The sequence below is a fragment of the Streptomyces sp. NPDC048606 genome (genome assembly GCF_040650855.1).
Classification (GTDB): Bacteria; Actinomycetota; Actinomycetes; order Streptomycetales; family Streptomycetaceae; genus Streptomyces.
On the sequence record NZ_JBEZIB010000011.1, the window covers coordinates 88787 to 102652 of the forward strand.

Annotated in this window: 13 protein-coding genes; 8 read left to right on the top strand and 5 right to left on the bottom strand. The window is 76.0% G+C overall.

The window, feature by feature from the left end; translation table 11 throughout:
* Positions 1–98 precede the first annotated feature (98 nt).
* Positions 99–779, bottom strand: coding sequence for a GDSL-type esterase/lipase family protein (locus tag AB0D01_RS14435; RefSeq protein WP_363055474.1), 681 nt, complete (start codon positions 777–779; stop codon positions 99–101).
* A gap of 76 nt (positions 780–855) precedes the next feature.
* On the opposite strand from AB0D01_RS14435, the gene AB0D01_RS14440 reads away from it, so the two are divergent.
* Complete coding sequence (locus AB0D01_RS14440) at positions 856–1887, top strand: WD40 repeat domain-containing protein (protein WP_363055475.1); 1032 nt, start codon at positions 856–858, stop codon at positions 1885–1887.
* Positions 1888–2021: 134 nt separating this feature from the next.
* A complete protein-coding gene (locus AB0D01_RS14445) occupies positions 2022–3053 on the top strand; it encodes a helix-turn-helix domain-containing protein (protein ID WP_363055476.1) in 1032 nt (343 codons plus the stop codon).
* A 405-nt stretch (positions 3054–3458) separates the two neighbouring features.
* Here AB0D01_RS14445 and AB0D01_RS14450 read toward each other — a convergent pair whose 3' ends face one another.
* Positions 3459–4382 carry a DUF3027 domain-containing protein gene (locus tag AB0D01_RS14450; RefSeq protein ID WP_363055477.1) on the bottom strand — a complete coding sequence of 308 codons (924 nt, stop codon included), beginning with the start codon at positions 4380–4382 and terminating at the stop codon, positions 3459–3461.
* Between the two features lie 376 nt (positions 4383–4758).
* Between AB0D01_RS14450 and AB0D01_RS14455 the strand changes: the two genes are divergently transcribed.
* From AB0D01_RS14455 to AB0D01_RS14470, 4 genes are all read left to right on the top strand, one after another.
* Positions 4759–6120: an MFS transporter gene (locus AB0D01_RS14455; RefSeq protein ID WP_363055478.1), complete on the top strand. Its 1362-nt coding sequence runs from the start codon at positions 4759–4761 to the stop codon at positions 6118–6120.
* 194 nt (positions 6121–6314) lie between these two features.
* Positions 6315–6806, top strand: a complete 492-nt coding sequence (locus tag AB0D01_RS14460) for a DUF2771 domain-containing protein (protein ID WP_363055479.1) — start codon at positions 6315–6317, stop codon at positions 6804–6806.
* A 29-nt stretch (positions 6807–6835) separates the two neighbouring features.
* Entirely contained in the window at positions 6836–7567 is a 732-nt protein-coding gene (locus tag AB0D01_RS14465) for a futalosine hydrolase (protein WP_363055480.1), read from the top strand.
* The gene (locus tag AB0D01_RS14470) at positions 7548–8411 is read left to right on the top strand and encodes a 1,4-dihydroxy-6-naphthoate synthase (RefSeq protein ID WP_363055481.1); all 864 of its coding nucleotides are present in this window, start codon (positions 7548–7550) and stop codon (positions 8409–8411) included. Before AB0D01_RS14465 ends, AB0D01_RS14470 begins: the two co-directional genes overlap by 20 nt.
* Positions 8412–8483: 72 nt before the next feature.
* Here AB0D01_RS14470 and AB0D01_RS14475 read toward each other — a convergent pair whose 3' ends face one another.
* Positions 8484–8867, bottom strand: a complete 384-nt coding sequence (locus tag AB0D01_RS14475; RefSeq protein ID WP_363055482.1) for a cold-shock protein — start codon at positions 8865–8867, stop codon at positions 8484–8486.
* A 179-nt stretch (positions 8868–9046) separates the two neighbouring features.
* On the opposite strand from AB0D01_RS14475, the gene AB0D01_RS14480 reads away from it, so the two are divergent.
* Positions 9047–9298, top strand: a complete 252-nt coding sequence (locus AB0D01_RS14480) for a hypothetical protein (RefSeq protein ID WP_363055483.1) — start codon at positions 9047–9049, stop codon at positions 9296–9298.
* Between the two features lie 57 nt (positions 9299–9355).
* On the opposite strand, the gene AB0D01_RS14485 is transcribed toward AB0D01_RS14480, so the two are convergent.
* A complete protein-coding gene (locus tag AB0D01_RS14485) occupies positions 9356–10009 on the bottom strand; it encodes an HAD family hydrolase (protein WP_363055484.1) in 654 nt (217 codons plus the stop codon).
* A gap of 202 nt (positions 10010–10211) precedes the next feature.
* On the bottom strand, positions 10212–11222 hold the full coding sequence (locus AB0D01_RS14490) for a hypothetical protein (RefSeq protein WP_363055485.1): 1011 nt from the start codon (positions 11220–11222) through the stop codon (positions 10212–10214).
* 133 nt (positions 11223–11355) lie between these two features.
* On the opposite strand from AB0D01_RS14490, the gene AB0D01_RS14495 reads away from it, so the two are divergent.
* Positions 11356–13800, top strand: coding sequence for a helicase C-terminal domain-containing protein (locus AB0D01_RS14495; RefSeq protein WP_363055486.1), 2445 nt, complete (start codon positions 11356–11358; stop codon positions 13798–13800).
* Positions 13801–13866: the final 66 nt, after the last annotated feature.

A 13866-nucleotide genomic window follows, 5' to 3' on the forward strand; every position in this document is an offset into this window, starting at 1 on the left:
AGCGGGATCTGCAGAGGTTCGCTGTCCATGCGCCCATCTTGTCGATCAGGGTCCGTCGGCCTGAAGCAGGCCACCTTGAGCCGTTTTCGCAACACGCCCTACGGGCGGTAGGGGCCGCCGATGCCCCACGCCTGGTGCAGTACGGCGGCGAACTCGCCCGCCAGGCGGTGCTCCCCGGCGGCGTTGGGGTGGGTGCCGTCGTAGGTGTCGACGTGGATGTCGTAGCCCTGCGGGCGGGCGGCGAGCAGGATCGGCGAGGCGTCGGTGGTCAGGTCGGCCACGGTCTTGGCGAGGAGCTCGTTGAAGCGGGTCACCTCCGCCGCGAAGGGGGCGTCCTCCTCGGCCCGGACGTTCGCGATGACCGGCAGGAACACCATCCGCACCGCCGGCCGGGCCCCGCGCGCGGCCTCGACGAAGCGGCGGACGTTGACGGCGGTCTGGTCGGCCCTGGTGTAGAAGCCGAGGTCGATCAGGCCGAGGGAGACGAGCAGGACGTCGGGCCGGTGCTCGGCGACGGCGGGGCCGATCAGGGGCGCCATGTGCTGCCAGCCCTCGCCCCAGCCGGCCAGGTGCCGTCGGGCGGGCGCCGGGAAGTCGGGGGCGGCGTAGTCGTGACTGTCGGCGCCGTCGGTCGCGGCGTCGTAGAGGCCGGTGCGCGGGCCGACGACGCGGTCGGCGGGGCCCAGGGTGGAGTCGAGGTGCCGCCACATCCGGTAGCGCCAGGTGTAGTCGCCGGCGCGTCCGATGGTCATGGAGTCGCCGACGAACATGAAACGCATCCGGTCATCATCGCGGATCACCCGACGGGCGCCGCTGTGATGCCGGACACTCCGCGCGGGCCGGCACGCTGGGGGGATGCGCCTGCTGCCCGTGCGGACCGTCACCGCCGCCCTCGTCCCCGCCGCCCTCCTGCTCCCTGTGACGGCCGCCCCCGCGGCGGTGGCGGCAGAGACGCCCGGCGCGGCCGGGTTCACCATCACCGACCCGCGGATCAAGGAGTCGAGCGGGCTGGCGGCGAGCCGGCTGCACCCGGGCGTGTACTGGACGCACAACGACAGCGACGACGGCCCGTACGTGTACGCGGTGGACGGGGCGACCGGCCGGACGGTGGCCCGGCTCACCCTGACCGGGATCGGCACCCCGCGCGACGTGGAGGCGATCTCCCTGGGGCCGGACGGGCAGCTGTACGTGGGCGACATCGGCGACAACCGGGGCGGCACCTGGGACCACGTGTGGATCTACCGCTTCCCCGAGCCGAAGACGCTCGGCGACGCCACCGTGCGGGCCGAGCAGTTCACGGTGACGTACGCGGACGGCCCCCGCGACGCCGAGGCCCTGATGGTGCATCCGGTGACGGGCCGGGTGTACATCGCGAGCAAGAACGAACGCGGAGGCGGCCTGTACGAGGGCCCCGAGCGGCTCTCCGCCGACGGGCGCAACGTCTTCCGGCGGATCGGGGACGTGCCCTGGGTGACGGACGGGGCCTTCTCCCCGGACGGAACCCGGCTCACGCTGCGCGGCTACCTGACGGCCCGGACGTGGGCCTGGGCGGACGGCGGGATCCGGGGCGAGGGCGAGCGGGTGGGCGCGCCGTTCCAGGGGCAGGCCGAGTCGGTGACGTACAGCGCGGACGGGCGGACGCTGCTGTTCGGGGCCGAGGGCGCCGGCAGCCGGGTCGTGGCGGTGCCCGTCGCCCCGGCCGGCGCCGACCCGTCCGCCGCCCCCTCCCCGGGGCGCTCCGGCGCCCCCGCTCCGGGCCCGGCGGGCGGCGCCGGCGCGGCCGGGCAGGACGGCGGCGGCTACGGCAAGGGGGCCCTGGTGCTGGTGGCGGGCACGCTCGTGGTGCTCGGGGCGAAGCGGCTGCTGCGGCGCCGCCCGAAGGACTGAACACCGGACGGCCCGCCGACCCGCCTGCGGCCCCCGCCCCGCCCCCGTCCGCCCCGGAACCGCGGGCGGCCGGCCCGCGTCCCTGGCGACGGAACCGTCACGGGCGGGGTCACGGGCGAAGGGGGCAACGGGAGATGCAGGTGCGGATGTCCTCGGCCGGCGTGCCCGCGCGGGACCGGCTCGGCTGGTTCACCGACGTCATCGACCGCTCCCTCGCGCCGACGGCGATCCGCTGCGCCGACCCCGGCGACTTCCGCGCCGACGCCGCCCTGCTGGACCTGGGCGCCGTACAGATCTCCACCTTCACCTACGGCGCGCTGCGGTCGAGCCGTACGCCCACCCTCATCCGACGTTCCGATCCCGAGCAGTACCAACTGGCCCTGGTGACGGGCAGCCCGATGTGGATCTCGCAGCGGCGCGCCGATTCCGGGTCGGTCACCGGCGACCTCGTGCTGTGGGACACCTCCCACCCGTACGAGGCCGGCGCGCCCGAGGACGGCGGCACGGTCCGCGCCGTCGTCATGCAACTGCCCCGCACCTCGCTGCCGTTGCGGCCCGATCGGGTGGACCGGCTGCTCGCGCAGCGGATCCCCGCCTCGCGGGGCACGGGCGCGGTCCTGGCCCGGTTCCTCGACGACGTCGACGCGCACGCCGAGGGCTGCGGGGAGCGGGAGTTGGCCCGGCTGGGGCAGGCCGCGCTCGGGCTGGCGACGGCCTGCCTGGCCGAACGCCTCGACGCCTACGACGACCTGCCCGCCGAGGCCCGCGAGGAGGTCCTGCTGCGGCAGATCGACGCCTTCATCGGCCACAACCTGGGCGATCCCGAGCTGACGCCCGGGGTGGTCGCGGCCCGCCACCACGTGTCGGTGCGCCGGCTCCACCAGCTCTTCCAGGGACGGCCCGAAGGGGTGGCGGCCACGATCCGCAGTCGCCGTCTGGAGGGCTGCCGGAGCGACCTGCTGCGGCCCGAACTGCGCGGCCGGGCGGTGCACGCCATCGCCGCGCGGTGGGGGTTCACCAGCGCGGCGGTCTTCAGCCGGGCCTTCCGCCAGGCGTACGGGACGAGCCCGTCGGAGCTGCGCCAGACGGCGGTGGCCGCGACGGGACGGGCCGCGGCGGGCCCGGACGCCCCCGGTCTGGTTGCCCGTCCAAACCTCCTGCGCTGAACGTCAACGATCGCTGCGCGCAGTGCACATGCGGGTGCTCCCCGCCGGTCTAAGATCTGTTTCCGGCCACCCGCGTTCGTCGCGGTGGCCGGTCATGACGCCCTGCGGGTCGACCGGGGTGCTCCGCGCACCCCGTCCGGTCCGTGCGGTCCGTGCGACGACGCCGATCGGGGCCGGTCGGCGAGGGGATCCGCGTCGGCCACCGGTCCTCGCCGTTCACGGGGGTGACGACGGGGGCCCGCCGCGCGGATCCGTCCACCTCGCCCGACCGGGCCCACCGGTTCGGCCGCACCCGGCCGCCCGCCCGCCCGTTCCCACCGCGCCTCCCGCCCCGCGGGCCGTGGCCGGGGGCGTCGCGGGTCGGGCGTCGGGCCGGGCGTCGCGGGCCGGGCGTCGGGCTCCGGCTCAGGAGTGGCCGAGGTCCGCCGGGGCGAGGTCCTCCACCGCGACGGAGCCGGCGTCGGCGGCCGGGCGGAGCGGGAACGCGTCCGCGGCCATCGAGTCGAGCACCGGCGGCGCGGGCCGCGGCGGCTTGGGCATGACGGCCGCCTCGGAGTGGCCGCCGCACCCGTAGGACAGGGACACCAGACGGCCGTCGGCCGGACCGAACTCGTTCGCGCAGACGCCGAAGGCCTGCCCCAGCGAGCCCCCGATCGCGACGAGGAACCCGCAGGACACGCAGGAGGCGGGCGCCGCCTGCGCCATCGGGGTCTTCGCGCCGAAGGACTCGTCCCACCGGTCGGCCGCGCTGTGCAGCCCGTAGCGGGACAGCACGCGCGCCCGGCGCATGCCGAGTTCCTCGGCGACGGACGTGATGGAGCCGCGGGCGGGCACGACGGCCCGGTCGGTGACCTCCGCGTCCTCGGCCTCGACCAGGTCGGCCATCTCGGTGGAGACCACCGAGTTCGGCGGCGGGGCGTCCTCGCCCGACCAGCCCGCCTCCAGGCGCAGGTCGTCGGCGTCGGTGGGCAGCAGGTCGCCCGGTCCCATGTCGCCGGGGCGCAGCCGCTCGCTCCACGGCACCCACTCGGGCGCCAGCAGGGCGTCGTCGCCGGGCAGCAGCACCGTTTCGTCGAGGGTGACGTTCTTGGCGCGGGAGGCGCGGGTCACGGTGACGGCCCAGCGCCAGCCGCGGTAGCCCGGTTCCTTGCACTCGAAGAAGTGCGTGACGACCCGGTCGCCCTCGGACACGACGGAGACGTGCTCGCCCACCACGCCGGGGTAGGCGGCCTCCTCGGCCGCCGCGCGGGCGAGCTCTACCGCCTCCACGCACAGCCGGTCGGGGGCGGGGGTACGCGGGGTACGGCTTCGCGTCGTCGCAGCACTCACAGGTCTCGTTCTCTCCTACGCCGTCTCACGAGTGCGCCGTCCGTACTGTCGTCCACAACGACCCGTCGGTCTCGTCCGTACGTAGCGCGGGCGGAGCGGACCAGAGGGCCGCGTCGACGTCCGCGCCCGATCGGCCTCGGGCACACCCCACTGAGATCCATTCTGCGGGATCCCGAAGAGGCGCGCGGCCAAGTGCAACCGCCGGTGGCGCGCTACGCACGCTACCTCCTCCGAAGCCTTCGGCCCACATGCGAGGTCCGATTCGCGGACAACGGACGACCCCTTCCGGTGCCCTGACGGGTCCATCGGGCCCCCGGGACATGCCGGGAGGGGTCCGGGAGGGGTCCGGGCGGGCCCCGTGGGGCACTATGGCCACGTGGCACCCGTACGGTCGTCCGCCGACGGCTCGGGACCGGCCAGGCGGGCCGGCCGGGCTGTCGGACGTGCCCTGCACCTCCCCTTCACCGGGACGGCGCGCGGGATCCGCAGGGCCACGCACGCCCACGGCGCCGGTGAATCGGGGCTGGGCCGACTGATCGAACTGCACGCCATCAACGGCGCCGGCGATGTGATGATCACGGTGGCGTTGGCCTCGACGGTGTTCTTCTCCGTCCCCACGGACGAAGCACGCGGACGGGTGGCGCTCTACCTGGCCATCACCATGGCCCCCTTCACCCTGCTGGCCCCCGTGATCGGTCCGCTGCTCGACCGTCTGCCGCACGGACGACGGGCGGCGATGGCCGGCGCGATGCTGACGCGGGCCCTGCTGGCACTGATGATGTCGGGCGCGGTCGCCACCGGCGGGCTGGAGCTGTACCCGGCGGCGCTGGGCGTCCTGGTGGCCTCGAAGGCCTACGGGGTGGTGCGCAGCGCGGTGGTGCCCAGACTCCTGCCGCCGACGTTCTCCCTCGTGAAGGCGAACTCGCGGGTCACCCTGGCCGGCCTGCTCGCCACGGGCGCCGCCGCGCCGGTGGGGGCCGGGCTGCACGCGATCGGGCCTCCGTGGCCGCTGTACGGGGCCTGCGCGATCTTCGTGTGGGGGACCTTCGCGGCGTTCCAGCTGCCGCACAAGGTGGACGAAGCCAAGGGGGAACGACGGGCTCGGCTGTCCACGCACGAGGCCCACTCGAAGCGGCCCGGACTGCGGACGGTGAGCCGCTCGGTGTTGTGCGGGCTGCTGGCGAACGCGTCGATGCGCGCCCTGTCCGGGTTCCTGATCTTCTTCCTGGCGTTCCTGCTGCGCGAGCACCCGCTGGGCGGGCAGAGCGCGGCGGTGTCGCTGGGCATCGTCGGCGTCGCGGCGGGGGTCGGCAACGCCTGCGGGACCGCGGTGGGCGCCTGGCTGCGGGCCAGGGCGCCGGAGGCGATCGTCGCCGCGGTGCTGTCGCTGACGCTCGCCGTGGCGATCCTGGCGACGCTGCTGTTCAGCGGGCTGTTCATGGCGGTGCTGGCGGCGACGGCGGGGTTCTGCCAGGCGCTGGCGAAGCTGTCGCTGGACGCGATGATCCAGCGGGACGTGCCCGAGGCGGTGCGGACGTCGGCGTTCGCCCGTTCGGAGACGCTGCTCCAGGTGGCGTGGGTGCTGGGCGGGGCGATCGGCATCGCGCTGCCCCTGAACGGGGTCCTGGGCATGGCCGTGGCCGCCGTCCTGGTCGCCCTCGGTACGACGATGGCCCTGCGCGGGTTCCTGACCTCCCCCCGCCACCCCCGCGGCTCCACCCGCCCCCGCGTGGCATAGCGGCCCCCGCGCGCCCGTACGGGTCCCGGCCCCGCACCCGCCCGGCCGCCCGGCCCGCCCGTGGGCCGTTCGGGGTCCGTCGACCGTGCGGTCGGGGCCGTGCGGCGGGGCGTCCGCGCGCGGGCGGCGCGGCCGGGACGCACCGAGGACCCCCGTGCGGCGGCTCGACCCGGTGGCCCGATAGCCTTCGGCTCATGACCGCACCGCTTTTCCCGGGTAGGGCCCGCCGCAGCGTCGCGGCCCTCGGAGCCGTGTCCGCCGGGCTCCTCCTCCTGTCCGCCTGCGACAAGCCGACGCCGCTCGCGACGGTGACCGTCGGCAGCTCCTCGGTGTCCTCGGAGGCCGAGTGCCGTCCCGAGGCCGGCAAGGACCTCGCGATGGACCGCCTCCAGGAGTGCCTGACCGGCCTCAAGGACGCCAAGACCGTCGAGTACGGCCGCGGCGACACGCTGCGCCTCGGTGTCGAGCCGGACGTCGTCGAGGACGGCAAGAAGTGGCAGGCCGTGCTCGACGGCCAGCCGATCACCGAGCCCTCCTCCAACACCTACCGCAGCTTCCAGGGCGCCGACGTCTTCGCGACCGGCGGCCAGGGCGAGGCCCCCGCCTCGAAGATGCTCGGCTTCGTCCAGGTCGGCGCGGACGGCAAGCCGCTCGCCGTCTGGTCCTTCAAGCTCAAGCTCAAGTAGCGAACCCCGCAGGCGAAGGCAGGCGAACCGTGCGCGCGCTCGTCGTGACCGCGGTGGCCGCGGAGGCCGACTCCGTGACCACCGGTCTCACCCCTCATCCGGACCCGGTCACGCCCGAGCCGCGCACCCTGCCCGGCGGCTACCTCATCAGCCGCAGGGACCTGCCCGGCCTCGCCGTCGACGTGCTCGTCGGCGGTGTCGGCCCGGCCGCCGCCGCGGCCGCCGCGGCCACCGCCCTCGCGCTGGCCGACTACTCGCTCGTCATCTCCGCCGGCATCGGCGGCGGGTTCGCGCCCGCCGCCCCGCTCGGCTCGCTCGTGGTCGCCGACGCGCTCGTCGCCGCCGACCTGGGGGCCCAGACCCCCGACGGTTTCCTCTCCGTCCAGGAACTCGGCTTCGGCCGCGCCGTGCACCTGCCGCCCGCCGACCTCGCCGCCCGCGCCGCGGAGGCCACCGGGGCGCTCCTCGCACCGGTGCTGACCGTCTCCACCGTCACCGGCACCGCCGCGCGCGCCGCCGAACTCGCCGCCCGCCACCCGCTCGCCGGGGCCGAGGCGATGGAGGGCTTCGGGGTCGCGGAGGCCGCCGCCGCGCACGGGCTGCCCGTCCTGGAGGTCCGCGCCGTGTCCAACGCCGTCGGGCCGCGCGACCGGGACGCCTGGCGGATCGGGGAGGCGCTGGCGGCCCTGGCCGCCGGATTCGGGGCCCTGGGGCCCGTACTCGTCAACTGGGGAGAACGCCATGACCACCAGCAGCGCTGACGCCCGGCCGTTGGACATCGCCTACTCGCCCTGCCCGAACGACACCTTCGTCTTCGACGCGTGGGCGCACGGGCGGGTCCCCGGGGCGCCCGCCCTGAACGTGACCTTCGCCGACATCGACCTCACCAACGGCATGGCCGAGCGCGGCGAGCTGGACGTGCTGAAGGTGTCCTACGCCGTCCTGCCGTGGGTCCTGGAGGAGTACGCGCTGCTGCCCTGCGGCGGGGCGCTGGGGCGCGGCTGCGGGCCGCTCGTGCTGACCCGCGAACCGGGCGTGGACCTGACGGGGAAGACGGTCGCGGTGCCGAGCGAACGCTCCACCGCCTACCTGCTGTTCCGACTGTGGGCCGCGGACGTCCTGCCCGACGGGGTCGGCGAGGTGGTCGTGCTGCCGTTCCACGAGATCATGCCGGCGGTGCGCGCCGGCCGGGTGGACGCCGGCCTGGTCATCCACGAGGCCCGGTTCACCTATCAGGACTACGGGCTGCACTGCCTGGCCGACATGGGCGAGCACTGGGAGTCCACCACCGGCCTGCCGATCCCGCTGGGCGCGATCATCGCGAAGCGCTCGCTGGGCGAAGGGACGCTGCGGGCGCTGGCCGAGTCGGCGCGCGCGTCGGTGCGGATGGCGTGGGCCGACCCGGAGGCCTCCCGGCCGTACGTGCGCGCGCACGCGCAGGAGCTGGACCCGGCCGTGGCCGACCAGCACATCGGCCTGTACGTCAACGAGTTCACCGCCGAGCTGGGCGACGACGGCTACGCGGCCGTCCACGGGCTGCTGACCAGGGCCGCGGCCGAGGGCCTGGTTCCGGCCATCAAGCCGGACGCGCTGCGCTTCCCGTAGCGCCCGCGCACCACGTGACGGTGCCCCGCCGCTCCTCCGAGCGGCGGGGCACCGGTGCCTGGTGGGCGGGGCTCAGACGTCGAGCTGGTCGGCCACCGCGCGCAGCAGACCGGCGATCTTCGCGCCGTGCGCCTTGTCGGGGTAGCGGCCCCGCTCCAGCATCGGCGTGATGTTCTCCAGCAGGGTCGTGAGGTCCTGCACGATCGAGGCGAGCTCGTCGGGCTTGCGGCGCTGCGCGGCCGCGACCGAGGGTGCCGGATCCAGTACCGTCACCGAAAGTGCCTGGTCACCGCGCTGGCCCGCGACGACGCCGAACTCGACGCGCTGGCCGGGCTTGAGGGCGTCGACCCCGGCGGGGAGCACCGACGAGTGGACGAAGACGTCTCCGCCGTCGTCCCGGGAGAGAAAGCCGAAGCCCTTCTCGCTGTTGAACCACTTGACCTTGCCGGTAGGCACGTCCGTCCTCTGTCCTTGTAATCGTCGGGTCCGGTGGGCCGTTCGCATGCGGCTCCGGATAGCGGTGTGGCGGGTCAGCGACCCGCCTCCTCACAGGCTAATGGTCCAGAAACGGGTGACAAGTCGTTCCCCGGTCCTTCCCGGAGTGACCGCTTCGGCCAGGGAACTACCCTGGTGAGGTGACTGTTACTCCTCATTCCGACGAAGCGCGGCCCGGCGACGGACTCGTGAAGGCCGGCGGCATCGTGTTCATCGTGGGCGCGCTGGCGACGCTCGCGACGATGGCACCGTTGTTCCTGGGCACCGATCCCTTCCCGTCGTACGCGTGGGCCGTGTGCATGCTCATGGGCGTCGGCTTCGCCATCTCGGCGGCGGGCGTGCTGCGCTCGGCGGCGGCCCAGCGCCGGGCGGCGCGGGCCTCGCAGGCCTGAGCCGCGGCGGCGCGACCGCCCGACCTTCCCGCCAGGCCTTCCCGCCCGGCCTTGCCGCTAGGCGGCGCGGGCGGCGACGTAGTCGGCGAGCCAGGCCGGCAGCGCGGTGAGGTCGGCCAGCACCACGTCCGCGCCCGCCGCGCGCAGTTCGGGCTCCGGGCACGGCCCGGTCGGCACGACCACCGACAGCGCGCCGGCGGTCCGCGCACCGCGTACGTCGCCCACGTGGTCGCCGACGTAGACCTGCGCCTCGTACGCGCGCAGGGCCTCCGCCTTGGCCTCCGCCCACAGCCAACCGATGACGGCGTCGGGTTCGATGCCGAGGTGCGCCAGGTGCAGGCGGGCGTTCGGCTCGTGCTTGGCGGTGACCACGATGGCCCGGCCGCCGAGGGCCCGGACGGCCTCGATCGCCTCGCGGGCGCCGGGCATCGCGGGCGTCGGCTCGATGGCGTACGTGGGGTAGATCTCCCGGTATCGGTCGGCCATGGCCGGGATCTCCTCCGCCGGGAACCAGTACGCGAGCTCCTCGTCCAGCGGCGGCCCGAGGCGGGTCACGGCCGCGTCGGCGTCGATGAACGTTCCGGTTTCGGCGGAAAGGGCCTGGTAGGCGGCCTTGATGCCGGGGCGCGAGTCGATGAGGGTCATGTCGAGGTCGAAGCCGACCGTCAGCTGCGCGGCGGGGGCGGACGCGGTGGGGTTGTCGGAACTCATGCGGCCATTGTGCCGAGCCGGTACGACGCCCCGGCAACGCGCCCGTGACCCCGCCCCGCCCGCCGGTGGAACCCCCGGCCGCACCGCCGGCCGCACCTGCGGCCGGGTGGCGACGGCCCGCGGCTTCCCCTCGGCCCCGCGGGCCTGGGGAGACCCCCCGGCGCCGGGCGGCGCGGGCCCGGCACGGTCCGGAAGAGACGGCCTAGCCGCGGGGGCGGGAGCGCCAGGCCAGGTACGCGGCGAGGGCCACGGCGGCGGTGCGGGTCAGGGCGGGCCACATGCCCTGGTACTCCGCCCCCAGCCGGTCGTCGGCGAGGGCCTCGCCCCACCGCCCGTCGGCCCGGCCCCACAGCCACACCAGCGCCCCGGTGAACACCGCGCCGGGCACGCCGAAGACCGCCCACTTGCGCTCGCGCGGCCCGAGCACGCCGGAGGCCAACGCCGCGAGCCAGCCGACGAGGAGCACCATCCACGACCCGGTGGCGGCCCCGGCCAGGAGGGCCACCGCCACCAGCAGCAGGAACGCGTTCGGGCGGGCCCGCGGCGCGGCCCCCGCCACCGCCCCCGCCTCCGGCTCGGCCCCGGCCGCCTTCCGCTCGCGCCGCTCCCGCAGCGCCCGTACGAGGCGCCGCGCGGCCGAGGCCGACTTCGCGGCCGCCCCCGACTCCGCTTCCCTCCCCGGCTCGCGCTCCCCGTCCCGCTTCGGCCCGTCCGCGTCCTCGGCCCGGTCCTCGTCGAAGAGGTCGGGGAACTCGATGCCGCCCGCAAAACCCTCCACCTGCGGCCCGGCACCCCGGCCGCCGGCGGCGACCCGCCACCAGTCGGGCTCGCCCCGGTCGGAGTCGCCGAGTTCGTCGACGCCGGCGAGGTGCGGCGGGACGTTGACGGGGGCCGGAGCCGAAGCCTGAGTCGCCTTGGCGGCCCGGTCCGCGCGCCGCTGCTTCGGCACCGCCGGCACCGGTACGACGGCGGGCGCCGGCGCCCTCGTCCGCCCCGCGGTGTCCACGACCTCCTCCGGCGTGCCGATCCGGTCCAGGATGAGCCGTACCGCCGCCGGAGTGTCCGGTTCGTACGTGGCACGCCGACGGTCGATCTCGTCCCGCAGGCCGGCGACCAACCGCATCCGGTCGCCCGACGACAACTGCCGCCGGTGCGCCAAGTCCCCGACACGGCTCAGATATTCGTAGACCAGTTGGTCGCTCTCGATCCCCACGCCCCGGCTCCTCACGTACCGCCTGTCCCGAAGGTAGCGCGTGCGCCCGTGGAGCGGCCGCCGACGCAGCGGATACCGTGGACCGGATGGGGACCGGCCGACGACCGGCCGACGTGACCAGGAGGCGACCACCGTGCCCGAGGCAAGCACCTCCGCCGCACCCGCTGCGGCGAACGCCCCGCGTTCCCTCGCCGAGGCGCTCCGCGCCCGCGACGACGTCGCGCTGACCGCCCTCCTGCACGCCCGCCCGGACCTGCTGAACCCGGTGCCCGGGGACGTGACCCAGCTCGCCACGCGCGCCGGCACCCGGGCCTCGGTGGTGCGCGCCCTGGACCGCCTGGACCGGTTCGCGCTCCAGACGGCGGAGGCCCTCGCCGTGGCCCCGGACCCCTGCCCGTACCCGGTGTTGGAGTCGCTCCTGACGGGCGGCGAGGACGAGGAGGCCCGCGCCGCCCTGCCCCGCGCACTGGGCACCCTGCGCGACCAGGCCCTGGTGTGGGGCGACGACGAGCGGCTGCGCCTGGTGCGCACCGCCCGGGAACTGCTCGCCCCCTCGGCGCAGCGGCCGTCCCCGACCGGGCTGGGCCCGACCGTCGCGGAGGCCACGGCCGGGATGTCCCCGACCCGGGTCCAGGAGATCGTGGCGGCGGCCGGGCTGCCGGCGACGCACGACCCGGTGTCGGCGGTGGCCGCGCTGACGGGGCTGTTCACGGACCCGGAGCGGATGTCGGCGCTGCTCGACGAGGCCCCCGCGGAGGCCCACCAGGTGCTGGGCCGGCTGGTGTGGGGTCCGCCCTACGGGGAGGTGACCCCGAATCCGGCGGCGCCGGTGCGCTGGCTGCGCGACCGGGGCCTGTTGCTGCCCGCCTCGGCGCGGACGGTCGTCCTGCCCCGCGAGGTGGCCCTGCACCTGCGCGGCGGGTTCGCGCACCGTCGGACGGCGCCCCTCGCGCCGCCGGTCGGCGCGGACCGCGAGCACCGTCCACGGCTTGTGGACGCGAACGCCGCCGGGCAGGCCCTGGCCGCGGTGGGCGTCGTGGAGGAACTGGTCAAGGCCTGGGAGCACGCCGGGCCCGCCGTGCTGCGGGCGGGCGGGCTCGCCGTGCGCGACCTGAAGCGGACCGCCGCCACGCTGGACACCACCGAGCCGCAGGCGGCGTTCTGGATCGAGCTGGCGTACGCGGCCGGGCTCCTGGCGAGCGACGGGGAGGCCGACGAACGGTACGCGCCGACCCCCGCCTTCGACGACTGGACCGAACTCCCGCCCGCCCGCAGGTGGTCGGCGCTGGTCGCGGCCTGGCTGCCCGCCACCCGGACCGCCGGACTGGCCGGCGAGCAGGACGCCAAGGGCCGCACCCTGTCGGTGCTCGGAGCCGACCTGGACCGCTCCGCCGCCCCCGAGGTGCGGCGCCGGGTCCTGGACCTCCTCGCCGACCTGCCCGAGGGCGCCTCGCCGCAGCCCGAGGCGCTCCTCGAACGCCTCGCGTGGGAACGTCCGTCGCGCGGTACGAGCGACCTGCGCGCCCGCCTCGCGCACTGGACGCTGACCGAGGCCGAGGTCCTCGGCGTCACCGGCCGGGGCGCGCTCAGCGCCTTCGGCCGGGCCCTGCTGGAGCACCGCGACCCGGCGCCGATGCTGGCGCCGCTGCTGCCCGAACCGGTGGACCACGTCCTGCTCCAGGCCGACCTGACGGCGGTGGCCCCCGGCCCGCTGCGCCGGCCGCTCGGCGAGGTGCTGGCGGTGCTCGCCGACGTGGAGTCCAAGGGCGGGGCGACGGTGTACCGGTTCACGCCCGGTTCGGTGCGCCGCGCCCTCGACGCCGGCCGCACCGCCTCCGACCTGCACGCCTTCCTCGCCGAGCACAGCCGCACCCCGGTGCCGCAGCCCCTCGCGTACCTGATCGACGACGTGGCGCGGCGGCACGGGCACCTGCGGGTCGGCGCGGCCTCCTCGTACGTGCGCTGCGACGACGACGCGATGCTGGGCGAGATCCTCGCCGACAAGCGGTCCGCCGGCCTGGGGCTGCGCCGGCTCGCGCCGACCGTACTGGCGGCGCAGGCCGAACCGGGCGCGCTGCTCGACGGGTTGCGGGCGATGGGCTACGCGCCGGCGGCGGAGTCCCGTACCGGGGACGTGCTGGTGGCGCGGGCGGACGCGCACCGCACGCCGGCGCGCTCGGCGCCGGTGCCGGTGCCGGACGGGCCGCCGGTGCCGGACGCCACCCTGCTGGGGGCGGCGGTACGGGCGATCCGCGCGGGCGACCTGGCGGCGACGGCGGTCCGCAAGGAGCCGGCGCCCTCCGCCGACGGAACCCCGGCCCCGGCTCCGGCTCCGGGCGAACTCCCGCGCACCAGCGCGGCGGAGACCCTGGCGACGGTGCAGGCGGCGGCGCTGACGGGGTCGGCGGTGTGGATCGGGTACGTCAACGCCGAAGGGGCGGCGAGCCAGCGCGTCATCGCCCCGGTGCGGGTGGAGGGCGGCTTCGTCACGGGCTACGACCACACGGCGGACGAGGTGCGCACGTTCGCCCTGCACCGCATCACGGGCGTGGCGGAACTGGCGGAGGACCAGGTCTGAGGCCCGCCGGGGCGGCCCCGGGCCCGGCGGAAAAAGGGTTCGCCGGCGAGGACTTGGATGCGTCAC